The 23,889-nt window shown below is 56.5% G+C and carries 26 protein-coding genes; 12 read left to right on the top strand and 14 right to left on the bottom strand.

Going from position 1 to position 23,889, the window contains the following annotated elements; translation table 11 throughout:
• Positions 1 to 85: 85 nt before the first annotated feature.
• Entirely contained in the window at positions 86 to 1,012 is a 927-nt protein-coding gene (locus tag AC2FH6_RS00575) for a cation diffusion facilitator family transporter (protein ID WP_142634468.1), read from the bottom strand.
• A gap of 81 nt (positions 1,013 to 1,093) precedes the next feature.
• On the opposite strand from AC2FH6_RS00575, the gene AC2FH6_RS00570 reads away from it, so the two are divergent.
• Entirely contained in the window at positions 1,094 to 1,507 is a 414-nt protein-coding gene (locus AC2FH6_RS00570; RefSeq protein ID WP_281972282.1) for a MerR family transcriptional regulator, read from the top strand.
• Positions 1,508 to 1,522: 15 nt separating this feature from the next.
• Here AC2FH6_RS00570 and AC2FH6_RS00565 read toward each other — a convergent pair whose 3' ends face one another.
• The gene (locus AC2FH6_RS00565) at positions 1,523 to 1,942 is read right to left on the bottom strand and encodes an HIT family protein (protein ID WP_496678134.1); all 420 of its coding nucleotides are present in this window, start codon (positions 1,940 to 1,942) and stop codon (positions 1,523 to 1,525) included.
• Between the two features lie 81 nt (positions 1,943 to 2,023).
• Positions 2,024 to 2,779 carry a glutathione S-transferase family protein gene (locus tag AC2FH6_RS00560; protein ID WP_496678137.1) on the bottom strand — a complete coding sequence of 252 codons (756 nt, stop codon included), beginning with the start codon at positions 2,777 to 2,779 and terminating at the stop codon, positions 2,024 to 2,026.
• 188 nt (positions 2,780 to 2,967) lie between these two features.
• Here AC2FH6_RS00560 and ctaD point away from each other — a divergent pair, with 188 nt between their 5' ends.
• The 3 genes from ctaD (at position 2,968) to AC2FH6_RS00545 (ending at position 5,916) form a co-directional block, all read left to right on the top strand.
• Positions 2,968 to 4,641, top strand: coding sequence for a cytochrome c oxidase subunit I (gene ctaD / locus AC2FH6_RS00555; RefSeq protein WP_142634476.1), 1,674 nt, complete (start codon positions 2,968 to 2,970; stop codon positions 4,639 to 4,641).
• A 139-nt stretch (positions 4,642 to 4,780) separates the two neighbouring features.
• Positions 4,781 to 5,380, top strand: a complete 600-nt coding sequence (locus AC2FH6_RS00550) for a 2-hydroxychromene-2-carboxylate isomerase (RefSeq protein ID WP_142634478.1) — start codon at positions 4,781 to 4,783, stop codon at positions 5,378 to 5,380.
• A 44-nt stretch (positions 5,381 to 5,424) separates the two neighbouring features.
• On the top strand, positions 5,425 to 5,916 hold the full coding sequence (locus tag AC2FH6_RS00545) for a DUF2244 domain-containing protein (protein ID WP_496700725.1): 492 nt from the start codon (positions 5,425 to 5,427) through the stop codon (positions 5,914 to 5,916).
• Positions 5,917 to 5,937: 21 nt separating this feature from the next.
• Here AC2FH6_RS00545 and AC2FH6_RS00540 read toward each other — a convergent pair whose 3' ends face one another.
• A complete protein-coding gene (locus tag AC2FH6_RS00540) occupies positions 5,938 to 6,417 on the bottom strand; it encodes a GatB/YqeY domain-containing protein (RefSeq protein ID WP_142634482.1) in 480 nt (159 codons plus the stop codon).
• Between the two features lie 184 nt (positions 6,418 to 6,601).
• Here AC2FH6_RS00540 and carA point away from each other — a divergent pair, with 184 nt between their 5' ends.
• Both carA and AC2FH6_RS00530 read left to right on the top strand, forming a co-directional pair.
• Complete coding sequence (gene carA, locus AC2FH6_RS00535) at positions 6,602 to 7,768, top strand: glutamine-hydrolyzing carbamoyl-phosphate synthase small subunit (RefSeq protein WP_496700723.1); 1,167 nt, start codon at positions 6,602 to 6,604, stop codon at positions 7,766 to 7,768.
• Between the two features lie 73 nt (positions 7,769 to 7,841).
• Positions 7,842 to 9,713, top strand: coding sequence for a glycosyltransferase (locus tag AC2FH6_RS00530; RefSeq protein ID WP_496700721.1), 1,872 nt, complete (start codon positions 7,842 to 7,844; stop codon positions 9,711 to 9,713).
• 3 nt (positions 9,714 to 9,716) lie between these two features.
• Here AC2FH6_RS00530 and AC2FH6_RS00525 read toward each other — a convergent pair whose 3' ends face one another.
• Entirely contained in the window at positions 9,717 to 10,364 is a 648-nt protein-coding gene (locus tag AC2FH6_RS00525) for a GntR family transcriptional regulator (protein ID WP_142634488.1), read from the bottom strand.
• Positions 10,365 to 10,463: 99 nt separating this feature from the next.
• On the opposite strand from AC2FH6_RS00525, the gene AC2FH6_RS00520 reads away from it, so the two are divergent.
• The 3 genes from AC2FH6_RS00520 to AC2FH6_RS00510 all read left to right on the top strand — a co-directional run bounded on the left by AC2FH6_RS00520 (position 10,464) and on the right by AC2FH6_RS00510 (position 12,713).
• Positions 10,464 to 11,108 carry a pyrimidine 5'-nucleotidase gene (locus tag AC2FH6_RS00520; RefSeq protein WP_142634490.1) on the top strand — a complete coding sequence of 215 codons (645 nt, stop codon included), beginning with the start codon at positions 10,464 to 10,466 and terminating at the stop codon, positions 11,106 to 11,108.
• Between the two features lie 85 nt (positions 11,109 to 11,193).
• Positions 11,194 to 11,442: a hypothetical protein gene (locus tag AC2FH6_RS00515; protein ID WP_271946430.1), complete on the top strand. Its 249-nt coding sequence runs from the start codon at positions 11,194 to 11,196 to the stop codon at positions 11,440 to 11,442.
• Between the two features lie 74 nt (positions 11,443 to 11,516).
• The gene (locus tag AC2FH6_RS00510) at positions 11,517 to 12,713 is read left to right on the top strand and encodes a UbiH/UbiF family hydroxylase (RefSeq protein WP_496700719.1); all 1,197 of its coding nucleotides are present in this window, start codon (positions 11,517 to 11,519) and stop codon (positions 12,711 to 12,713) included.
• A gap of 10 nt (positions 12,714 to 12,723) precedes the next feature.
• Here the strand turns inward: AC2FH6_RS00510 and AC2FH6_RS00505 are convergent, their stop codons facing one another.
• On the bottom strand, positions 12,724 to 13,851 hold the full coding sequence (locus AC2FH6_RS00505) for an aminotransferase class V-fold PLP-dependent enzyme (RefSeq protein WP_496695053.1): 1,128 nt from the start codon (positions 13,849 to 13,851) through the stop codon (positions 12,724 to 12,726).
• A 229-nt stretch (positions 13,852 to 14,080) separates the two neighbouring features.
• Between AC2FH6_RS00505 and hutC the strand changes: the two genes are divergently transcribed.
• On the top strand, positions 14,081 to 14,782 hold the full coding sequence (gene hutC, locus AC2FH6_RS00500; RefSeq protein WP_142634498.1) for a histidine utilization transcriptional repressor HutC: 702 nt from the start codon (positions 14,081 to 14,083) through the stop codon (positions 14,780 to 14,782).
• A gap of 7 nt (positions 14,783 to 14,789) precedes the next feature.
• On the opposite strand, the gene AC2FH6_RS00495 is transcribed toward hutC, so the two are convergent.
• Both AC2FH6_RS00495 and AC2FH6_RS00490 read right to left on the bottom strand, forming a co-directional pair.
• On the bottom strand, positions 14,790 to 15,248 hold the full coding sequence (locus AC2FH6_RS00495) for an Lrp/AsnC family transcriptional regulator (RefSeq protein WP_496700067.1): 459 nt from the start codon (positions 15,246 to 15,248) through the stop codon (positions 14,790 to 14,792).
• Entirely contained in the window at positions 15,245 to 15,700 is a 456-nt protein-coding gene (locus tag AC2FH6_RS00490; protein ID WP_496700716.1) for an Lrp/AsnC family transcriptional regulator, read from the bottom strand. The genes AC2FH6_RS00495 and AC2FH6_RS00490 overlap by 4 nt, the downstream gene beginning before the upstream one ends.
• A 132-nt stretch (positions 15,701 to 15,832) precedes the next feature.
• On the opposite strand from AC2FH6_RS00490, the gene ilvC reads away from it, so the two are divergent.
• On the top strand, positions 15,833 to 16,855 hold the full coding sequence (ilvC, locus tag AC2FH6_RS00485; protein ID WP_142634504.1) for a ketol-acid reductoisomerase: 1,023 nt from the start codon (positions 15,833 to 15,835) through the stop codon (positions 16,853 to 16,855).
• A gap of 39 nt (positions 16,856 to 16,894) precedes the next feature.
• Here ilvC and AC2FH6_RS00480 read toward each other — a convergent pair whose 3' ends face one another.
• On the bottom strand, positions 16,895 to 17,239 hold the full coding sequence (locus AC2FH6_RS00480) for a hypothetical protein (protein WP_142634506.1): 345 nt from the start codon (positions 17,237 to 17,239) through the stop codon (positions 16,895 to 16,897).
• Between the two features lie 77 nt (positions 17,240 to 17,316).
• On the opposite strand from AC2FH6_RS00480, the gene AC2FH6_RS00475 reads away from it, so the two are divergent.
• A complete protein-coding gene (locus AC2FH6_RS00475; protein ID WP_496700714.1) occupies positions 17,317 to 18,225 on the top strand; it encodes a DMT family transporter in 909 nt (302 codons plus the stop codon).
• On the opposite strand, the gene glmM is transcribed toward AC2FH6_RS00475, so the two are convergent.
• The 5 genes from glmM to AC2FH6_RS00450 form a co-directional block, all read right to left on the bottom strand.
• Complete coding sequence (glmM, locus tag AC2FH6_RS00470; protein WP_281994791.1) at positions 18,222 to 19,565, bottom strand: phosphoglucosamine mutase; 1,344 nt, start codon at positions 19,563 to 19,565, stop codon at positions 18,222 to 18,224. The two genes, AC2FH6_RS00475 and glmM, sit on opposite strands and share 4 nt — an antisense overlap.
• Before the next feature lie 38 nt (positions 19,566 to 19,603).
• The gene (folP, locus tag AC2FH6_RS00465; RefSeq protein WP_496700712.1) at positions 19,604 to 20,602 is read right to left on the bottom strand and encodes a dihydropteroate synthase; all 999 of its coding nucleotides are present in this window, start codon (positions 20,600 to 20,602) and stop codon (positions 19,604 to 19,606) included.
• Positions 20,599 to 21,519 carry a dihydroneopterin aldolase gene (locus AC2FH6_RS00460; protein WP_496700710.1) on the bottom strand — a complete coding sequence of 307 codons (921 nt, stop codon included), beginning with the start codon at positions 21,517 to 21,519 and terminating at the stop codon, positions 20,599 to 20,601. The genes folP and AC2FH6_RS00460 overlap by 4 nt, the downstream gene beginning before the upstream one ends.
• A gap of 100 nt (positions 21,520 to 21,619) precedes the next feature.
• Complete coding sequence (locus tag AC2FH6_RS00455) at positions 21,620 to 22,987, bottom strand: multicopper oxidase family protein (protein ID WP_496700708.1); 1,368 nt, start codon at positions 22,985 to 22,987, stop codon at positions 21,620 to 21,622.
• A gap of 77 nt (positions 22,988 to 23,064) precedes the next feature.
• Positions 23,065 to 23,739 (bottom strand): cell wall hydrolase, encoded by a 675-nt coding sequence (locus AC2FH6_RS00450; protein ID WP_271946407.1) that lies wholly within the window; start codon positions 23,737 to 23,739, stop codon positions 23,065 to 23,067.
• Positions 23,740 to 23,889: the final 150 nt, after the last annotated feature.

The raw sequence follows: 23,889 nt of genomic DNA, 5'->3' as shown, positions 1-23,889 counted from the left end.
TCGCAGGTATCCCCTGGGAAAACAGGTAAGTGTTTTGGTTACGAGTCTGCCGTTCCGACCCCAAATCGGAACGGCAATTTCTTTTTTAGTGCTCGTGTTTGTCATGTCCAAACCGGGCCAGATGGCCACAAACCTCTTCCCCACTTTCAATTTCAAGCGTTGCATGGCCGATCCCGAACTGATCCTGCAGCGCATTCTTGATGGTTGTGGAAAGCCACCTGGCATCTTCGTCTGCGTGGCTGGTCGCAACCACATGTGCAGTCAGGGCAGGTTCATGCTCCTGCATACTCCACAGATGAACGTGATGGACCGAAACAACGCCCTCGGTGGCCTCGATCATCGAAGCGACCTCTTCTGGGTCAAGGTCGGATGGTGCACCCAACATCAAGACGTGAATGGTTTCGCCAATTTCAGATTTCACATGCCAAAGGATGTAGACCGAGATCAGAATGGTTACGGCGGGATCCACCCATGTCCAGTTGAACACGATGACCATGGTCCCGGCGACGATCACTGCCAACGAGCCCAATGCATCTGCCACATTGTGCAGAAAGGCCGCCCTGATATTCATACTGTCCTTTGCCATCGAATAGGTCAGTGCAGCCGTGATCAGATCGACGATCAGGGCCAGCGCTGCGATCCAGACGACGATCCAGCCATTCACCGGTTCGGGCTCGATAAACCGCATGACACCTTCGTACATCAGATAAACGGCAAGAACGACAAGAGTGGTGTAGTTAACAAGAGCGGCCACAACCTCTGCCCGACCATAACCAAAGCTCATCCGTGGATCTGCCGGGCGTCGCGCAATCTTACGAGCGAAAAACGCGATGATCAGCGCGATGGCATCTGAAAAATTATGCAAGGCATCTGCGATCAAGGCCAGTGAGCCAGACAAAATGCCCCCCACTATTTGTGCAAGCGTCAATACCATATTGACGCCGATCGCTCCGACCACCCTCCGGTCACCGGCATTCGGATCAATGTGAGAGTGGGTGTGGTTATGTGACATGGCAGATCAGATCCTTGTTTTGAACTGCCATCTTATGTAATTCCTCTAGTCACTAGAGGTTCAAGAGGCAAAAAGCACAAAATGTACTCAATCGGAGATTTGTCGCGGCAAACCGGGGTCAAGGTGCCCACGATCCGTTTCTATGAGGAAAAAGGCTTGTTGGCCAAACCGTATCGGACGGCGGGCAATCAGCGCAGATATGACGAGACTGCTCTGAAACGCCTCCAATTTATCCGCCACTCGCGTGATCTGGGCCTGCCTTTGCCGGATGTCGAGGCGTTGCTTTCTTTGGAAGGGGCGCAGGGGGCGGATCTGGACCATGTTCATGAAATCGCGGATCGTCAGCTGACTGAACTGCGCAACCGGATAACATTGCTGCGCAGCCTTGAGGCCGAACTGGAACGCATCACAGCCGCCTGTGACGGCACCCACGACCATGTATGTGAAGTGCTGAACGCGTTTGGCGACCATAGCAAATGCCTTGGATCGCACTGATCCTGTAGCGGGTGATCAGGCCAGCGCGTCTTTGATTTTACCGGCGTTTTTAGCGATCAGGTCAAAATCACCCATATTGCCCGGCGGTCGCATCGAAACGCCTTCGTGCCGCGGCAGAACGTGGAAATGCAGATGAAACACTTCTTGCCCACCTGCAGCCTCGTTGAACTGTTGGATGGTGACACCATCCGCACCAAACGCCGCTTTCACCGCCTGCGCCATCTTCTGAACCGTTGAGATCACAGAAGCAAGCTGTTCTGGGCTGGCATCCAGCACGTTGCGACAAGGCGTTTTCGGGATCACCAGCAGATGCCCGTCCGTGCGCGGCATGATGTCCATGAAGGCCAGTGTGTCGTCGTCTTCATAGACCCGGTTTGCAGGGATTTCACCACGCAGGATCTTGGCGAAAATGTTATCGGGATCATAGGCAGACATACTCGGCCTCCGTTTGGACGTTTTTCATGAGGTGTTTGTGCGGTGCCGCACCTTGGCGGTCAAGACGCAATGCACATGCGATCAGAGCGACAAAGGTGTTTCCAGAAAATCGCGGTATACCCTGTCCCGATGCAACAGCAAACCTGCCGAAAGAGTATCCCGTACAGGATCGGATATATGCTCGAAAACCCTTCGGGTACTCAGCCGCATAGCACACAACTCTTCCGGCAACGGTGCGAACAAAGCCATGAAGGCAGCGCAATAGATATCTGCTGCAGTGAGCGTGTTGCCAAACAGAAAATCACCACTTTCTGCGAGCTTGCTACTGACGCGTTTCAATATTCCATCAGCGCGACCGGCAGCCATTTCACCTGCTTCTGTATCATAACCGTATTTCTTGCCAAGATAGTCGGCAATCTTGGGATGGAACCCACCTTCTTGGCCTCGCATACCAGCATGGATTTTCTGAAGCCGCCTTTGCCAGCCCAATCCATTGGGGGCCGCCAGTAAGTCAATGAAGGCGAGAATGTCGGGCGCCATTGATGCTGGCAACAAATCTGGTTCAGGCGCGATTCGTTGTGCCAAGGCGACAATATCGGCCGTTTCGGAAAGCGGTGCCTCATCTTTCCAGAACACAACCGGTGCGCTGTCCGTTTGCGCCCAGATGGTCTGCGCCCGGTCCTGATGGTCCAGATAAACTGGCAGCCAAGGCAGACGTTTTACGTGAAAAATACTCTTTGCGGCTTCGCTCCAGGGGCTTGGCACACCTCCGACAACGATCATGCGTAGCCCGGTGGCCGCCTGAGCCTTTTCGGTCGTCACGTAGTTCAGAACCATCCGGTCGCCTCCATTTGCCGAAAGTTGTGCTCTTTTTCGAAGCCCTGCAACCGGCACCCGCGACAATTAATCTTGATCCAGATCAAACTCGACCATTGAAGGTCGCCCCCACGCAATCTAAAACCAGCAGGAATCCCGCGCGTTGGAGAGGTCCGACAGCGCGGTGTAGTTGCAACAGGAGGCACCTAATGGCAGACGCAGCCATTCATGGTCACGACCATGAAGACCAGCGCGGGTTCTTTACCCGCTGGTTCATGTCGACCAACCACAAGGACATCGGGATTCTGTACCTGATCGTCTCGGCCCTGGCCGGTCTAATCTCGGTTCTGATGACTGTTATCATGCGGATCGAATTGATGGAGCCCGGGGTACAGCACATGTGCATGGAAGGGTTCCGCTTGTTCGGCAGCGGTGCCGAGCTCTGCACTCCGAACGGGCATCTGTGGAACGTGATGATCACCTACCACGGTGTTCTGATGATGTTCTTCGTGGTCATCCCTGCCCTATTCGGCGGATTTGGCAACTATTTCATGCCGTTGCAGATTGGCGCGCCGGACATGGCGTTCCCGCGGATGAACAACTTGTCCTTCTGGCTCTATGTCGCCGGTACTTCGCTGGGCGTGGCCTCGCTGCTGAGCCCCGGTGGTAACGACCAGCTTGGTTCGGGCGTCGGCTGGGTTCTATACCCGCCGCTGTCGACGAGCGAGGGCGGCATGTCCATGGACCTTGCGATCTTTGCCGTGCACGTATCGGGCGCCTCCTCGATCCTCGGCGCGATCAACATGATCACCACCTTCCTGAACATGCGTGCCCCGGGCATGACCCTGTTCAAGGTGCCGCTGTTCAGCTGGTCGATCTTCATCACCTCGTGGCTGATTCTTCTGTCGCTGCCGGTTTTGGCGGGCGCGATCACCATGTTGCTAATGGACCGCAACTTTGGTTTCACCTTCTTTGATCCGGCCGGTGGTGGTGATCCGATCCTGTATCAGCACATCCTGTGGTTCTTTGGCCACCCAGAAGTGTACATCGTAATCCTACCTGGATTTGGCCTTATCAGCCACATCATCGCGACCTTCTCGCGCAAGCCAGTCTTCGGTTACCTGCCGATGGTTTGGGCACTTATTGCGATCGGTGTGCTGGGCTTTGTCGTGTGGGCACACCACATGTACACAGTTGGCATGTCGGTCCAGCAGCAAGCCTACTTCATGCTGGCAACGATGGTCATCGCGGTTCCCACCGGCGTTAAGGTCTTCTCGTGGATCGCCACCATGTGGGGCGGCTCGATCGAGTTCAAGACACCGATGCTGTTTGCCTTCGGCTTCCTCTTCCTGTTCACCGTTGGCGGTGTGACCGGTGTGGTTCTGTCGCAGGCTGGTATCGACCGCGCCTATCACGACACATATTATGTGGTTGCACACTTCCACTATGTGATGTCGCTGGGCGCTGTGTTTGCGATCTTTGCCGGAATCTACTTCTACTTCTCCAAGATGACAGGCCGTCAGTATTCAGAGTTCTGGGGCAAGGTTCACTTCTGGCTGTTCTTCATCGGCGCCAACCTGACCTTCTTCCCGCAGCACTTCCTGGGCCGTCAGGGCATGCCACGTCGCTACATCGATTATCCCGAAGCGTTCGCGCAGTGGAACTATGTCTCGTCGATTGGTGCCTTTGTATCCTTCGCCTCGTTCCTGCTGTTCTTTGGTATCGTGTTCTACGCCTTGTTCCGTGGCGCACGTGAGACCCGGAACAACCCGTGGAACGAATACGCGGATACGCTGGAATGGACCCTGCCCTCGCCGCCGCCCGAACACACGTTCGAGCAGCTGCCCAAGCAAGAAGACTGGGACAAGGGCCACGCGCACTGATCCCTCTGAACCAACAGAAAACCCCGCCAACTTGGCGGGGTTTTTCATTTCTAAGTGGCGTGCCACCGGAAATTCGCCAGATCGGTCAAAATAGGGTACTCTGGTAAAGGCAAAACAATCGGCTACCCCGAGGGTTCACATGCCCGATCTTGATTTCTGGTACTCTATCGGAAGCACCTACAGCTTTCTGACGATCATGCGCCTGGACGATTGGTGTTCTGAACACGATGCGTCCGTCACATGGCGGCCGTTCAATGTACGCACAGTTATGTCGCAGCAGAAGAACATCCCCTTTGCAGGGAAACCCGTCAAATCCGCCTATATGTGGCGCGACATTGAGCGTCGGGCGGCTAAGTACCATATGCACGCCCAGCTTCCTGCGCCCTACCCCATTTCTGACCTTGCCTTGGCAAATCAAGTAGCGCTGTTAGGAATGGAAGAAGGCTGGGGCAAGAACTTTACGCAAATTCTATATCGGATCTGGTTCGAAGAAGGTGTAGAGGCCGGCAGCGAAACCGCCCTGTCCGAAGCGCTACATCGCAGTCAGCAGGATCCCCGACTGATCCTGTCCCGCGCGCGCAGCCCCGACATTGTCGCCGCACTTGAGGCGGAAACACTACGCGCAATTAAGCTGGGCATTTTTGGCGCCCCAAGCCTGGTTGTGGGGAACGAAGTCTTTTGGGGGGATGATCGGCTGGACGATGCCCTATCGTGGGCCCGCGTCGGGCACGTCATCTGAATTTTCAGCGTCGACTCGGACGCGCTTTGGGCTATCTTCCGGCCATGCCCTACAGATGGAATCAAACCACCACTTCAGAACTTGAATTGCGCCTGTGGCCGCATAACTCACTGCCGCGTCCTTGGGCGGTGCGAGTTGTGTTTGGGGTCTTTCTGTTCGGGCTGATCCCACTTTTGGCCGTGCTCGGCTCGGCCCTGCTTTGGGGGTTGCTGCCGTTCCTGCTGCTGACGGTAACGGGTCTTTGGCTGGCGCTCCGGTCAAACTATCGGGCCCGTAGCATATTCGAAGTCCTGACGCTGACCGGAACACAGGCGCATCTGATACATCATGACCCGCGACGGGGGCAGCAGGAATGGGCCTGTAATCGGCATTGGGCCCGCCCCGAGATCCATCAGAGCGGCGGCCCGGTTCCGAACTACGTCACCCTCAAGGGTGAAGGTCGCGAAGTCGAAATCGGCGCATTCCTGTCCGAGGAAGAGCGGATTGCGCTTTACGATGACCTCAAAGAAAAACTGCGCGAACCAGTCGCGCAGTAAACTTTCAGCATGTCACGGCAGTCAGCCGCTGGCAGCCGCACAAAGCTGATCTTTGACCATGGGCCCAACTTTCCCAAAGTCCATCTGGCCAGTATAGCGTGTCTTGAGCTCGCCCATGACCTTGCCCATATCCCGGATCGACCCGGCACCAGTGGCCGTAATCGCTGATTGGATGGCTTTCGTCACCTCATCGTCGTCCAGTTGCTCGGGCAGGAATTCTTCTATGACTTCTATCTCGCGCAGTTCACGCTCCGCCAGATCGAGGCGTCCACCCTCTTCGTAAGCACGCGCACTTTCCTTACGCTGCTTGGACATTTTCCCTAGAATTTCAAGAACTTCGGCATCACCGCAACCCTTGGCTTCCTCGTTGACCGCAGCACGAGACGCGATATCCCGGTCCTTGATTGCTGCATTGATCAGACGTAGGGTCGACAGACGCTCGGCGTTCTTGTCTTTCATTGCTTGCTTCAGGGCGGAATTCACCCGTGATCGCATATCCATTTAGTTTGTCCATCCCCATGACAAAAGGAACCCCGACCATATCGAAACAAAAAGCGTGATACAACCGGGGGTCTCAACATCTAAGTCATTGATATTGCTCAATAGCCCAAAAATTGAACACACTTGACCCAAGCGCATAACCCCCTTAGGTATGCGCCGATTTACCCTGCAGGAGAGTCGCGCTATGGCCCAGAACGCCCCGTCCAAGCCCACCGCATGTCTGGCTTTGGCCGATGGAACACTGTTCTACGGGGTCGGTTTCGGCGCCACAGGCCAGACCGTGGCCGAGCTGTGTTTCAACACCGCAATGACCGGCTATCAAGAGATCATGACCGATCCTTCTTATGCCGGGCAGATCGTGACCTTCACTTTCCCTCATATCGGAAATGTTGGCGTGAACCCCGAGGATGACGAAACAGGTGATCCTGTCGCGGCCGGAATGGTCGTCAAATGGGACCCAACCGAACCGTCCAGCTGGCGGTCTGCTGAAGAGCTGAAATCATGGCTTGCCCAGCGTGGGCGTATTGCCATTGGCGGTGTCGATACCCGCCGGTTAACCCGCGCAATTCGCCAGCAAGGCGCACCTCATGTGGCATTGGCCCATGATCCTGAGGGCAATTTCGACATCCAAGCTCTGGTTTCGGCTGCGCGTGGCTTTGCCGGGCTTGAAGGTATGGATTTGGCGAAGGAAGTGACTTGTGCGCAAAGCTATCGCTGGGATGAGATGCGTTGGGCCTGGCCAGATGGCTATAAACGGCAAGAGGCCCCAGTACATAAGGTTGTGGCACTGGATTTCGGGGCAAAGCGCAATATCCTGAGATGCCTTGCCTCGACCGGGTGCGATGTCACTGTGCTGCCCGCAACGGCCACCGCGGCTGAGGTTCTGGCCCATAGTCCCGACGGCGTATTCCTGTCCAATGGCCCCGGTGATCCAGCGGCTACGGGTGAATACGCAGTACCGATGATCAAAGAGGTATTGGACACCACCGACCTACCCGTATTCGGGATTTGCCTTGGTCATCAGATGCTTGCGCTGGCCCTTGGCGGTCAGACTGTCAAGATGAATCACGGCCACCACGGGGCGAACCACCCGGTAAAAGATCTCGAGACTGGGAAGGTGGAAATAACGTCGATGAACCATGGGTTTGCGGTAGACGCTCAAACCCTTCCCGACGGTGTCGTTGAGACTCATCGTTCGTTGTTTGATGGTTCAAACTGCGGAATTCGCATGACGGATCGACCGGTCTATTCGGTACAGTACCACCCAGAGGCATCTCCAGGTCCACAAGACAGCTTCTACCTGTTCGAGCGGTTCTCGCATGCGATGGCCGCCCGGAAGGCACAGGCATAATCATACAGTCTTAACGGCCTATTAACCTTAATCGCTCCACCCTGACGCAGATTACCACGTCTGGGTTGATTGAATGGTTGAACTGAACCTGCAGCATTTCGCATCGGCCGCGCCGATTTCTGCAACGGTGCGCAAGCCTTTGGGGGCTTGCCTGATCGACCGCGGGCTGCTTTCGAACCATCAGTTGCAAAAAGCCCTGCACCTGCAATCCAGACAAAATGTTGCACTGGGCGAAATCCTGGTCGGCGAAGGCTGGGTAGATCGGTCCGAGGTTCTGACGGCGCTGTCTGAACAAACAGGATTGCAGATCGCGGACCTGGATCTGCATCCACCAAATCCGGACCTTTGCAAAACCCGCCCCGCCAGCTTTTGGCTGGATCACAACATCATTCCCTGGATGCGCATCGGTCCCATTCTGCTGGTCGCTACCGCCAATCCCGATCAGTTCGACGCAGTTCGCAAGCAGTTGGCAAAGGAAAAGCAAACGATCATACCCGTGCTTGCCGATGCGGACCGGATCGACGACGCGATCGCCAGAATTTTCTCGGAAAGCCTTGCTGAAAAGGCTGAAACCCGTGTGGCAATAGCTCAGAGTTGCCGATCCTGGACTCGGCACTCGCGTATTGGGCCGATTGCCATAGTGCTTGGCCTCGCCACACTGTTCCTGGCGCAACCCATTCCGGGGCTGCTGGCTCTGGTCGTTTTGGCCGTTACGTCGCTTGTATTATTCCTGACATTGCGACTGGCGGGATTGCTCTCGTTTCTGTGTTACAAAGGAAAACGCCACAGTCAGACCACCACCACGCTTCCTCTTCGACTGCCTCGCGTTTCCATCATGGTCCCTTTGTACAAAGAGCGAGAGATTGCTGGCGCTCTGATCCGCCGATTGCGACGTCTGACATATCCCAAAGCTCTTTTGGACGTCATTCTGGTTTTGGAAGAAACGGATATGGTAACCCGTGCAACCCTGGCCAAAATCGAGCTGCCCTGTTGGATCCGCACGATCGAAGTACCGGCTTTAAGCGGGCTGACGACAAAACCGCGCGCGATGAACTATGCGCTGGATTTCTGTCGTGGTGATATTCTGGGCGTTTGGGATGCCGAGGACGCCCCTCTTCCCGATCAAATCGAACGCATCGTCGGACATTTCACCCAAGCCAGTGAAGACGTCGTCTGCTTGCAAGGCGTTCTGGATTATTACAACCCGCGCACCAACTGGCGGTCTCGCTGCTTTACCATCGAGTATAACAGTTGGTTTCGGGTCATCCTGCCTGGCATTGCCCGGTTGGGACTGGTGGTTCCACTTGGTGGTACAACCTTTTTCTTTCGTCGCGAAAAGCTGTTGGAACTGGGCGGTTGGGATGCCCATAATGTGACCGAAGACGCGGATCTGGGCGTCCGCCTCAGCCGCGCGGGTTATCGGACCGAGATGGTTGATACCGCCACTTTCGAAGAAGCAAACTTTCGGGCCTGGCCTTGGGTCAAACAGCGTTCACGATGGCTCAAGGGCTTTATGGTCACATATCTTGTCCATATGCGCGCGCCGATCCATCTGCTGAAAGAGCTGGGTGTGCTGCGCTTCCTTGGGCTTCAGGCGTTTTTTCTGGGCACCGTCGGACAATTCCTGCTGGCCCCGGTTTTGTGGCTGTTCTGGCTTACCACATTCGGATTGGCCAGCCCGCTGGATCCCGTCATTCCGGGCAAGGTCATGACCATACTGATAGCTCTATTCGTATTTGCAGAAATCACGAATGTGACCATCGGGATACTGGCTGTCGCCGCCCGTGAAAGACGGTTTCTGATGCCGTGGGTGCCGACAATGCCGTTGTATTTCCCCTTGGGTGTGCTGGCAGCTTACAAAGCCCTTTGGGAATTGGCTATCAACCCGTTCTTCTGGGACAAAACCCAACACGGTCAAGCTAGTGAAGAAGCCTTCGACATGTGACCGTCAGCTTTCGCGACGAACCGCATCCTGCTTGAGACGCGTCATGAAAGCGACCGAGATATGCTCTTTCAACGCACGTTCCGCGGCTTGCTCGTCACGGGCGGCAATAGCCTCGACGATGCCTTTGTGTTCACTTTGCGCGATCTCACCGCGCCCGGAAACCGCAAGCGATGTCGTTGCCATCAAGGCCATTGTACGGTGCACAAGGTTCAGCTGTTGCACCAAATAGCGGTTGTGCGAGGCCAGATGGATCTGTTCGTGAAACCGCCGGTTCGCCCGAGACAGGGCGTTTGGATTGTCCACCAGCGCATCATCTTCGGCAACCATTTCCTGCAGCACCTTGATCTCTTCCTCGGTCGCGTGCTTGGCGGCCAAACTTGCAGCGAGACCTTCAAGTTCACGGCGAACGACATATAGCTCTGCCATCTGATTGTGGTCCAATGAGGCCACAATCAGCGAACGCCCGTCGCGTTCAAGCAAGGATTGGGTCTCTAACCGCTGCAACGCCTCGCGGATTGGCGTGCGCGAAACACCGAACCTTTCGGCCAGTTCGCTTTCGACCAGCCTGTCACCGGGCTTGTAGATGCCCACATCAATCGCTTCGAGAATAAGGCTGTAGGCGTCGCTGTTGGACTGCTTGGATTGGGGCATCTTTTGTTTTTCTCCTCGTTCGGACATGTCTATCCGTCTGCAGTGCGCACAATCAAGTACTGCATTGAAAACCTGCGCTGCGCGGCTTAAACGGCAGGCATGGTCAAACCTGCCTTCAGCCATGTCTCCCAATGGGTGTTCGATCTGGACAACACCCTGTACCCGCCGCATATGCGCCTGTTCGATCAGATCGAGGTGCTGATGACGGATTATGTGGTCCAGGCCATCGGCGTCGACCGGGCCGAAGCCGACCGGCTGCGATCCCATTACTGGCGCGAATATGGCACCACGCTGGCCGGGCTGATGGCCGAACATGATCTGGATCCCGACCCTTACCTGCATGCCGTGCATCAGGTGGATATGAGCCATATGGACCCGGACGTGGATCTGGCGGCACATATTCGTGCCCTGCCCGGTCGCCGCATTGTCTATACCAATGGCAGCGCGCCCTATGCCGAACGCGTCCTTGCGGCGCGTGGCCTCAGCGGTTTGTTCGATGCCATCTATGGGGTCGAGCATGCGGGATACCGTCCTAAACCCGAAAAGGCCGCATTCCAGGCCATCTTTGCGCAAGACGGAATCAAGGCAGAAAAAGCGGCCATGTTCGAAGACGATCCGCGCAATCTGGCGGCCCCGCATGAGATGGGGATGCGCACAGTTCATGTCGCGCCCGAACCGCACATGGCCGATCACATCCACCATCATACAGACGACCTGACCGCCTTTCTGGCCCGCCTGCGATAGGCTGTCACACTGCGACGATCTGCACGTACTGCGACCCGGGCGCCGCCCCTATATCCCAACTGCGACGAACAGAACGGAGACCCAGATGTCCGCAATCGAAATGCCCCCGCGCTCACCCATCTGGCAGCGCCTGCTATTTGCTGTTCCCCTGTTTGGCTGGATGGCGCGCGATGCGGCCGATGCAGATGGGGACGACTGGTATTACACCGCTGCCGCCATCTTCAGCATGTGGGGCTGTTCGGTGATGCTGTTTGGCTTGCCGGGCCTGTATATCCCCGCCGTCGTGATGGTGCCCGTGATATTCCTAATCCTCATCCTGATCTCGCGCGGCTGACCTGCGAGACAGGATGTCACTTGGCGCAGGCAGCGGAACCGCTCTAGGGTCGGCTCAGAACCAAAGAGGGCGCCATGAACGACCAGTGCGACATCCTGATATCCGGCGGCGGAATTGCCGGTTTGACCGCAGCGGCGGCCTTTGGCGCGGCTGAGTTCAATGTGGTCTGCGTTGATCCCACCCCTCCTGTGACCCAGCGGGACGTGGACGGATCGGATTTACGGACTACCGCGTTTTTGCAACCAGCCCACGGTCTTTTGGAACAATGCGGGCTGTGGGAAAAACTCGACGCGCATGCCGCCCCTCTTCAGATCATGCGGATTGTGGATGCAGGCGGAGATGTGCCCGAGCCGCGCGTGGTGCGCGACTTCAATGCCGCGGATATCTCGGATCAGCCCTTTGGTTGGAACCTGCCAAACTGGCTCTTGCGGCGCGAAATGGTGGCCCGTCTCGCTGAACTGCCCAATGTCGATTTTCGCCCCGGAACGGGCACGGTCAGCTTGTTCACCCGTACAGCCGAAGCCCGCGTTGGCCTGAGCGACGGGACGCGCATCCGCTGTCAACTGGTGATCGCCGCAGATGGTCGCAACTCGCCCATGCGAGAGGCCGCCGGGATCAACGTGCACACCACGCGCTATGGACAAAAGGCGTTGGCCTTCGCGGTTACACACTCGATCCCGCATCAGAACGTCTCGACCGAGATTCACAGGTCCGGCGGCCCGTTCACGCTCGTTCCCCTGCCCGACTGGCAGAGTCAGCCCTCGTCCGCGATTGTTTGGATGGAGCGTGGCCCGCGCGCAGTAGAGCTGTTGAACACCGATCCGGAAAGCTTTGAAGCGCTGATGACCGAACGGTCCTGCGGGTTGTTCGGTCCGTTGAAACTGGCTTCACGCCGAACAATCTGGCCGATCATCAGCCAATCGGCAGAGCGCCTTTCGGGCGAACGCGTGGCCCTGATGGCCGAAGCCGCCCATGTCGTGCCCCCCATCGGTGCGCAGGGGCTGAACATGTCCTTGGGTGATCTGCGATGCCTGCTGGATTTGGCACAGGCCCGTCCCGAGGGCCTGGGTGACGCGCAGATGTTGGATACCTATCACAAAGCGCGTCACACCGAGATCGAGGCCCGGGTCAAGGGTATCGACTTGCTGAACCGCGCCTCGATGATCGAGGCGCGGCCTTTACGGGACATACGTGCAATGGGGTTGAACGCGCTGTATTCGCTGCCGACCGTGCGCAAGACGCTGATGCAGATGGGCCTCGGCGTCCGCTAAAGCCCGATGGTCACAAAACCTGGTCCAGCACGCGCTTTAGACGCGCGATTGTGCCGTCAATATCGTACAGCTTGTCCAGACCGAACAGGCCCAGACGGAAGGTGCTGAACCCGTCTGGCTCATCACATTGCAAGGGCACACCAGCAGCGATCTGCATGCCCAAGGCGGCGAATTTGCTACCGTTCTGGATATTGGGATCCGAGGTATAGCTGACCACCACACCCGGCGCACCAAACCCATCGGCAGCGACAGAAACAATGCCCTTCTCCTTCAGCATTGCCCGTACACCGTCCCCCAATGCCCACTGGGCGTCACGCAGTTTGTCAAAGCCATAGTCTCGAGTCTCAGCCATCGTGTCGCGGAAGGCTTTCAGCGCATCTGTTGGCATCGTGGCGTGATAGGCGTGACCGCCATTTTCATAGGCTTGCATGATCTGACGCCATTTCTTCAGGTCGACGGCAAAACTGTCCGAAGTCGTCTCCTCCAGCCTTGCCTCAGCCTGTTCAGACAGCATGACAAGACCCGCGCAAGGCGATGCGCTCCACCCTTTCTGAGGGGCCGAGATCAGGACATCCACACCCGTCGCCTTCATGTCCACCCATGCGCAGCCCGAAGCGATGCAATCCAGAACCATCAGCGCCCCAACCTCGTGGGCTGCGGCTGCCATCGCCGAAATATAGTCGTCGGGCAGAATGACCCCGGCCGCCGTTTCGACATGCGGCGCAAAGACAACATCCGGGCGCCCATCGCGGATCGTTTCGATGACTTCCTCGATCGGAGCGGGCGCAAATGGGGACGTTGCCGAGTTGCCGGTCTGGCGCGCCTTCAGAACTGTTGCCGACGCCGTCAACCCACCGGACTCGATGATCTGGCTCCACCGATAGGAAAACCAGCCATTCCTGACCACCAGAACATTGGCATTGCGGGCAAACTGGCGCGCGACTGCTTCCATTGCATAGGTACCACCGCCCGGGATAACGGCCACACCGTCAGCGTTGTAAACGCCTTTCAGCATCTCAGAGATGTCGCGCATCACATGCTGAAACTGAACCGACATGTGATTAAGCGAGCGATCGGTGAAGACGACCGAAAACTCCTCTAACCCATTGGGGTCAATTTTGTCCAAAAGCGGGGGCATTGGTATTCCTTTCAAATTCCACGAAACGAGCGGGTGTTCGCAACTTCGCTCACTGCCTCTCAGTTATTACTGAAAATTGACCCAACGGAACCCGGTTTCCTAAGAAAATTTTAACGCCTCAAAGGCCCTATCGACAACTAATGACGCCAAACAGTGTCAGCAACCCTTTACACCCCTACGTGTTTCTGACCAGATACATACACTTTGGAGAAGAAAGGTATTTTCACTCGTGACTGCGCATAAGCGGATCAGTTTTCAGTTTGTACGTGACGAAGTAAAACGACGAATAGAAACCAGAGTTTGGCCACAGGGGTCGGTGCTGCCGACAGAAACCCAGTTGGCAGAAGAATTTAATTGTGCCCGTGCCACGGTAAATCGTGCTTTGCGGGAACTGGCAGATCAGGGCTTCGTTGAAAGAAAACGTAAAAGCGGAACGCGGGTCAAAAAAGAACCCAGCAAACACGCAAAACTGGAGTTTTCCCTGACCCGACTGGATGTCGAGGGGCAGAACTCCACCTATCGTTATGCGCTGGTCGAGCGTAATATCGTCTCCAGCCCCGGATGGCTTGCCTCTCAGTTAAGCGTCTCGCAGGAAGCGCGTGTTTTGCATATTGTCTGCATGCACTATGCAGACAACCGGCCGTTTCAACTGGAAGAGCGCTGGATCAATATCGATGCAGTTCCAGAAGTGGAACATGCTGACCTCGACACCAAAGGCCCGCATGAGTGGCTGTTGCACGCCGCCCCCTTCACCGATGCTGAAGTCGCCTTTTGCGCGATTTCGGCAGATGGACGGCTGGCTGAATTCATGGGGACAACCTCGGGGACGTCCATGATCCAATTAGAGCGCACGACATGGAAAGACGGGCAGCCAATTACCTTTGCGCGCATGACACATCATCCCGGATATTACATCCGTACCAGGTACTAAAACGGGCCTAGCCGATAGGCCCGGGTAGCCTCTCTTCGCTCAGCAATACATTGGCTTCGACATCTCCGGCCCCGGGCAAAGTCATTATCCGGCGGCGCAGAACACGTTCAAAGTCCGAGAGATCCCGTGCCACGACGCGCAAACGGTAATCATAGAGGCCCAACACATGTTCAACGGTTTGAACCTCGGGGATCGCACTGACGGCACGTTCGAAATCTTCAAGGCTGACCTGACCTTTCCGCGCTAACTTGACCCCCAGAAAGACTGTCACCCCAAACCCCAACGCTTCTGCATTCAAACGCAGGTGGCGCCCCTTTATGATCCCCGTCGTTTCAAGCCTCCGGATACGGCGCCACATCGCGGGCTGAGACAGGCCGAATTTACGCCCCAAGGCACCCGCGCTTTGCGTTGCATCCTGGATCAGAGCGCGCAGAATTTTGCGGTCGAGCTCATCCAATTCGGTCATAGCGGCAGCACCTCATCGCTTTTGACCCGCGCGATATGCATCAATGCCTCGATATCTGCGATATGCGGTAAAGTCAGGATACGGTCACGATACAGCTGCTGGTAATGTGCCATATCCTTGGCAAGCACAGATAAGCGCACATCCACACGGCCCAAAAAGGTCTGAATCTCGATCACCTCGGGAACCTCACGCGCGACACCCATGAACTCGTCGAATGCACGCGGTTGGGTCTTATCCAGCGTCACCCGCAATGAAACCTCGACTGCATATCCCAATGCGGCCCAGTCAATGATCGCCTCTTGGGCTTGAATAATCCCGACCTCTTGCATTTTTTCGATACGCCGCCAGCAGACACTTGTGCTGATGCGACAAAGCTCGGCCAACTCAGCGGTTGTCAGCGTCGGGTCGGCCTGGAAATGACGCAGAAGCCTGCGGTCAACATCATCAAGCATGATTTTTTCTTTATTGCTATACTTCAAGAATAGATACTCGAGTTATCCTTGATAATTCAAGGATAACAGTATCGCTATCCTTGGAAAATCGCCTTAAAACCCACAGCAATCGAAACAGAAAGGACCAGCATCATGCGCGTCTATTACGATCGCGATTGCGACATCAACCTGATCAAAGACAAAAAAGTGGCCATCCTGGGTTATGGCAGCCAGGGTCATGCACACGCGCTGAACCTGCGCGACTCGGGCGCGAAGAATCTGGTCGTTGCCCTGCGCGAAGGCTCGCCTTCGGCTAGGAAAGCCGAAGCCGAAGGCCTGGCGGTCATGGGCATTGCAGAAGCGGCAGCCTGGTGTGATGTCATCATGTTCACCATGCCCGATGAATTGCAGGCCGAAACTTACAAGAAATACGTGCATGACAACATCAAGCCGGGTGCTGCGATTGCGTTCGCCCACGGCCTGAATGTTCACTTTGGCCTGATCGAACCGAAAGCAGGCGTAGACGTCATCATGATGGCCCCCAAAGGCCCCGGCCACACCGTCCGTGGTGAATACACCAAAGGTGGCGGCGTTCCCTGCCTTGTGGCTGTTGACACCGACGCAACCGGCAAAGCGCTGGAAATCGGTCTGTCTTATTGCTCGGCCATCGGTGGCGGCCGTTCGGGCATCATCGAGACCAACTTCCGCGAAGAATGCGAAACCGACCTGTTCGGTGAACAGGCGGTTCTGTGTGGTGGTATCGTCGAGCTGATCCGCTGCGGCTTTGAAACTCTGGTCGAGGCTGGTTATGCACCCGAAATGGCCTATTTCGAGTGTCTGCACGAAACCAAACTGATCGTGGACCTCATCTATGAAGGCGGAATCGCCAACATGGATTACTCGATCTCGAACACTGCTGAATACGGTCAGTACGTCACTGGTCCGCGCATTCTGCCTTATGAGCAGACCAAGAAGGCAATGAAAGAGACCCTGTCGGACATCCAGAGCGGCAAGTTCGTACGCGACTTCATGCTGGAAAATGCTGTGGGTCAACCCACCATCAAAGCCTCGCGCCGTTCCAATGACGAGCACCAGATCGAAGTGGTCGGCAAAAAGCTGCGGGACATGATGCCCTGGATTTCGGCCGGTAAACTGGTCGATCAGGAAAAGAACTGATCCTATCGTGACGCCGCCCCCCGGGGCGGCGTCATTCATTTAATGGGCGTCAAAAATTTCTATCGACGGCCCGCCAACAATATCCACATGGGTATACATCGGGTTCGAATGCTGCTCGAACCGCACCGGCTTGTCGACAACCACCGAGGGCCATTTCCCGGGCTTCTGACAGAGGAAGATGTTGAGCAGCAAATGGCTGGGATTGATCCCCTGCGGATTGGCGATAACCAACATGGGCTCGACCCCTGGATTACCAACCGTGACAATGCCCGTCACAATCAACCTAGCGGGCCCCGGAGGCATCTTGTTGTTCCAAGCATACCAATCTCGTGAAGCCACATCGTCTCCGGGCTGGCAAACAGCATTCACTTCTTTGTAGTCCATAATTTGTCTCCAAATTCTTTTTCCAATACCCCTACAATACCACACTCGCAGCTAATTGTGACGAAGCAGGCAATACCATGAGCGAACCCTCTGAAATCACCAACAAAAACTGGCTTATGGTCGCTGTACTTGGCTTCATCTGGGGCGGCACATTTATGGTCGTGGCCATCGCGCTCGAAGGGTACGGGCCCGTCACAGTAGCAACAGCGCGCACGACTCTGGGCGCGCTCACCCTTATACTGCTGATGGGGGTGACGGGTCGCAAATTGCCAACAACCACGCGGGGCCTTTGGCCCTCAATCATCGTGATCGGCATTCTGTCGACGGCCCTACCTTTTTTGCTTCTCAGCTGGGGCCAGCAATATGTTCCGTCCGCCTTTGCAGGCCTGTCGATGGCGGCCATCCCGTTGATGGTGTTGCCACTGGCGCATTTCTTTTCGGATGAGCCCCTCAACGCGCGGCGTTTTGTTGGCGTATCACTTGGATTTGCAGGCGCGCTGGTGCTGATTGGCCCTGGCCTTGCACAGCTTGGTCAAGGTGCGGAACCACTGGCACAGCTGGCCTGTATTGGTGCTGCACTGTGCTATTCCTGCGCTTCTATATTCACGCGCAGATGCCCTCCGGTCGATCCGGTTGTTCTGGCTGCGCTCACTTTGCTGGTCGGCGCGGCGATCTTGTTGCCCATCATGCTGGTAACCGAAGGGGTGCCAAATTGGCATGGCGCACGGCCTAGCCTCGCCATAATCGCATTGGGCCTTGTTCCGACCGCCTTTGCCACGTTGTTGCGCGTCTCGATTATTCGCAGCGCCGGGTCTGTTTTTCTGACGCTGGTCAACTACCAAGTTCCGATATGGTCGATGGTGTTTGGCGCGTGGATTCTGTCCGAGGCATTGCCGATACGGTTTTACGTTGCTCTGGCGATGATCCTGACCGGACTAGCGATCAGCCAGTGGTTCAGCCTGCGCAGAATGCTGGCCGGTCGCTAGCCTGCAACCGCCGCGACCTCAGCAACGATACTGTCAACGACTTGGGCCAACAGCTGATCATCTTCACACTCCGCCATGACGCGGATCAGAGGTTCAGTGCCGGATTTACGGATCAGTAATCGGCCTTTTCCTTTTAGACGCTCTTCGGCATCCGAGATTGCGGCTTTCACACCAGCTGTTTCCAGCGGGGCCTGCCCCTCGCCATAGCGCACGTTCTTCAACAGTTGCGGTACTGTTTCGAACTGAACCGACAGTTCGGATGCGTTGCGCCCGGAATGTACCATTTCAGCCAGGAAATGCAGGCCCGCCATGAGGCCATCGCCTGTGGTGGCATAGTCGCTCATGACGATGTGGCCAGATTGTTCACCACCCAGGTTGAAATCTCCTTCACGCATCCGCTCAACTACATAGCGGTCGCCTACGGCCGTTCGTTCAAGCCTGAGCCCCTGCGAACCGAGATGGCGTTCGAGACCAAGGTTGGACATAACTGTCGCGACCAAGGCGCCGCCGCGCAGGCGGTCGGCCTTGGCCCAAGAGGTCGCCAACAACGCCATCAACTGATCGCCGTCGGCCACGTGTCCGTGCTCATCCACGATCACAACCCGATCGGCATCACCATCCAGGCAGATCCCGACATCGGCCCCGTGCGCCACCACTGTTTCAGCTGCAAGCTGAGGTCTGGTCGAACCGCAATTCAGGTTGATATTCTTACCGTTAGGAGATGTGCCTACAGGAATGACCTCGGCCCCAAGTTCCCACAAAACTTCGGGCGCAGTGCGGTGCGCGGCGCCATTGGCGCAATCCACCACCACTTTGAGACCGTCCAGTCTAAGATCGCGGGATAGCGAAGATTTCACCCGCTCGCCATAGCGAAACCGCGCATCGTCTACCCGGCGGGCCCGACCGATATTTTGCGCCTGCGCAGGCTTAACCCCTTCTTCGATCAGCCGTTCGATTTCAATTTCCGCCTGATCCGACAGCTTGAAGCCATCAGGCCCGAAAAACTTGATCCCGTTGTCTTCGGCGGGGTTGTGACTGGCCGAGATCATCACGCCCAGATCGGCGCGCATTGACCGCGTCATCAGGCCGACAGCCGGCGTTGGAACTGGTCCCAGCAGCAAAACATTCATCCCGGTCGAGGTCAGCCCCGCCGTCAGCGCGTTTTCCAGCATATACCCAGACAGGCGCGTATCCTTGCCAATAACAACACGGTGCACGCCGGATTGGTCACGTCGGAAGTACCGCCCAACCGCGGCCCCCATGCGCAGGGCCATCTCAGCCGTGATCGGATGCGTATTGGCGGTGCCACGCACCCCATCGGTTCCGAACAGCTTGCGCATTGGTATCTCTCCGTAAATTCTTGCTTGTTGCGACCGGATTACCGGACGGCGGCCCATAGACGCAAGGCCTGAGCGGTTTCAGCGACGTCATGAACACGAAGGATCTGCACACCCTGTGCCAATCCGGCCAGCCCCACGGCGATGGATCCCGGCGCACGGGCATCTTTGCCCGGTTCTTTGCCTATCTGACCAATAAACCCCTTTCGGGACACGCCCAGCAGGATCGGACACCCCAAACCGTGAAACAGGCTGAGATTCTGCAGAAGGATAAGATTGTGCTTTTCGGTTTTGCCAAATCCTATGCCCGGGTCGATAACGATCTGGTCCCGGCTCATGCCGAGGTCTTCAAGAAAACCAACCTGCCCATGTAGGAAGTCATAAACATCCAGCAAAACATTGTCGTAAGTCGGGTCATCCTGCATCGAACCGGGATCGCCCTGCATGTGCATCACGCAGACAGAGGCTCCGACCTGGGCACAGAACGGCGCAAGGTCCGGATCGAAGGTAAAGCCCGAGACGTCGTTGATCAGCCCTGCCCCGGCTTTCCAAGCGGCTTTGGCAACGGCGGCTTTGCGGGTATCTATGGAAATCAACGCATCGGTGGCCGACCTGATCGCCCTGATCAGCGGTTCGGTCCGGGCGATTTCCTCATCTTCAGGGACAAAGGTTGCACCCGGGCGTGTCGACTCGCCTCCGATATCGAGAATGCTGGCGTCCCGCGATACCATGTCCCGAGCCGCAGCCTGTGCCGCCTCGACCGAGTTATGCACCCCGCCATCCGAGAAACTGTCCGGCGTGGCGTTGAGGATCCCCATGATCTGAGGGCAATCCATCGCAACTCCAGAAACAGCTGCCCGTGGACGTGTCAGTCGATCCAGCACATCCCCCGGAACCTGCGCAGCCGGGATGATGCACGCGGCTTCAGTCCGGCTCAGACGTTCGACATGGGTAAACCACAGCTTCTGACCGGCTAAGGTCACCGCCCCTTCAGGGCGCGCCTCACCATGCTGAACCAGGGGTCGGTAGTAAGCAGTCACAGATTCGCCTGATCCACCGGCACAGCGCGCAGCGGAATCTGCGGCGAGTCCGGCAGGGCGCCTCCGAAAACCAACAGCTCACTTGCTTCGAAAGTCGCGGCAAACCATGCCGCCAAAGCGACCGCGTCAGAGGGTGCGGCAGATGGCCCATCCACCGCATCAAGAACGATCTTGGACGGGGCCCAAACGCAAATCTGTCCGTTCTTCATGGCCCAATCCAATTCAGTCCGCGTGGATACGACGACACAGCGCAGGTCACGCGCGGCCAATACCCAGGCGTTTTGCTCGATGGCCAAAAGGTCGATCCGGCGTTGTGTCATGGCGTGCCCCGTTTGTGAAACGGCCATATCCGCCGCCCCAACGCATAGGATCAAGGGACGTTTCCGGTTCTCCAACTGGTCGATCCAACCGGTCAGATTGTCCGAAGCGATTGCTTCGTTTGACAGGAAGGCCAAACGCGGGTGCGGACGCTCTTCCTCGACCAGATCGTGGTGAGTTGCATCTTTACCGCGCACGATCTCGACGCCCAAAGCGCCGGGTCCTCGATCCAGTTTTTCTATTCTGACAAAAGCTCTTACGGCTTGAGGCTCAAGCAAAATTCTTTCCGCAATCCGATCTGCCAGAGTTTCCAGCAGGTTCAACCGCTCGGCTGACAGTTCAAAGGCGATAGCCTCGGTCACACGATCATATGACAAAATGCGATCAACATCATCGTCAATCGGATCGGTCAAAGGGCGCACTTCGACAACGATATTAAAGCAAATGCGTTGCGTCGTTCCGCGCTCTGCCTGAAAAGCGCCAATTTCGACCTCGACAATATGGTCCCGCAGAGAAATGCGATCCAGAGGTCCCCGCGTGGCTGTCGCTTCGGACCGCTCGGAGGGGTGCGCAAAGGCAAGACGGATTTCAGAACTCATGCGGTTGACCCTTTGGGCTTGGTGGATTTTTCGGACCTATTTACACATTGCAGGCCCTATAACACTGCAACAAGCGCCATTCCAGTCTTCGAATGCGGCGTCAGCTGACGCGAAACCAGCTCATCATTCCCGATGCTGAATGACCCAGCATATGACAGTGCAACAACCAGTCGCCTGGATTGTCAGCAATCAGCGCGATTTTACGGGTCTGACCCCGCCCTATCAGTATTGTGTCGCGCCAGGGGCCCAGCGTGCCGTCATCCAGGATGATGCGGAAATGGTGCCCATGCAGGTGCATAGCATGGGAAAATACCGTTTCATTGACAAACTCAATCTGATGAGCACTTCCCAATCGCGCATCCAGAAACGGCTCATCCGGTCGATCAGAATAGCCATTCAATGCCCAAAACCTCCCGAGTTGGGCCAATTCACGGCCTGATAGCTCGGTCTCGCCCATATTGGCGGAATCCAGCCAGCGCATGGCCCCGCCTTGCAGCGTCATGCGATGGATCGGTGCGTCGTCCAGCCGAACCTTAGGTATCTCATTTGCTGGCAAAGGGCGGATTCCAGTCCTGTTTGCCGCCTCCTGACCGGCCACCGCAAGCCGAACCAGACCGAAGCTGTCACCGCGTTCTTGACTTACAAGCCCGGCAATCTGACCCTCATCACTTTGCACATCCACGATCAGATCCATCCGCTGAGCAGGTGCAAGCGGGACGTTCCCGGAAAACGGCAAAGGGTCAACCAGAGGCATTCCATCCAAAGCGACGATCCAACCTGTCAGACCATCCAGCCCCAGATCGAATATCCTGGCATTTGCCGCATTGATCAGCCGCAGCCTCAGGCGCGCGCCGCGCGCCACTGCATATTCTGGATCAAACTGGCCATTAACTGTGACGAGATTGCCCAAACGCCCGGCGTGGCTGAGGTCGTGCTGGTTATCAAAATCTTCTACGATCTGCCCGGTTTCCGGGGCCAACCTCCAGTCGTCCAGGACAAGGGTCAAATCCTGATCCACATCAGGCAGATTATCTTCTTCGACAATCAATGGGCCGTAGAGGCCACGCGCAACCTGCTCCATGGATCGGTTATGGGCATGATACCAATATGTTCCCGCATCCGGGACCACAAAGTCATAGGTAAAACTGTGGCCAGGCTGAACAGCGTCCTGCGTCAGACCCGGGACTCCGTCCATTGCATTGACAATCCGAATGCCATGCCAGTGGATCGTAGCGGGTTGGGGTAAATCGTTTACCAATCTGCGCCGGACGCTTTGCCCTTTGCGCAGGCGAATTTCCGAACCGGGCACATTTCCACCAAAGGACCAAACCGAGGTCTCGGGGTACCCGTCAGGGGCCAGCTGTCGGGAGACGATCTGGGCAACCAAATCATCTATTGCGGCATGCACTGCCTTGGGCAACAGCAACATTGCTGTACCGGATTGCAAAATCTGTCTGCGTGATAACACCAATACGGGCCTCCTGGACCCGCAATCTAAACCGATTTTCGTCCCGCGCCAGTAGGGTTCCAGCGCGGGTGCGTCAATCAGTTACTCGCCGTCTGATAGTTGTGACGGTAGAAAATATGGACACCGATACGCGCGGTTTCCTTGTAGACCTTGGCCCAAGACGGGCGCACTGCGGTCGTGTGATAATGCGTAGCCCCTTCGGTGAGCTTTTTGGCAGCCCCGTCGATGGCTGTACGCGCGACTTTCGCTACACGCTCATAGGCCTTCTTTTCACGGATCACTTCCTCTTGACCGTCACAGGTATAGGTGAACTGGCACTGGTATTTCTTACCTGTGCCCTGATTGATCACACCACACAGCGTGTCGGGAAAGCGGCTGCTGGCAACACGGTTGAGGATTACCTCCGCCACAGCAAACTGACCGCGCACGCCTTCGCCGCGCGCTTCAAAGTACAACGCCTCGGCCAGGCACTTGAACTGTTCGCCTCCGGTGGCGGTGGGTTGCTCGTCCAACCAGCTCTTGGAGTAGGACACTTCTTTCGGCTCAGGCTCCTGTCGGGGCTTGAACAAATTCAGATAATCGCGAAAATTCTGACCGGGCAGTTCGCTACGGGCGACCAGCTCACGTTTCGCAGTATCGGTTGCTTCCCTCTCAGCGAAGGACACACTAGGCAGCATGGTTGTCGCCATAACGGCAACAGCCAGAATATATCTTAGCATCAGATAACCTCGCACAGGCACATTCTGCGCCATACCCTCCCCCGGCGGGCGCGATGAGGCTCATACCGAATTGAATCGGAAACGTCCAGATCAGAAGAAGATGCAAGTGGAAAATCGCCGTAACGTCAAAATAAGTTGACGACGGCTACCTTCTTTTCCCACTAATCCTTGGGTCGGCAGTTA

This window comes from Ruegeria sp. CDSC045 (assembly GCF_059610725.1).
The sequence above is the reverse complement of the archived record's forward strand: the minus strand, read 5'-3'. Positions and strand labels throughout refer to the sequence as shown.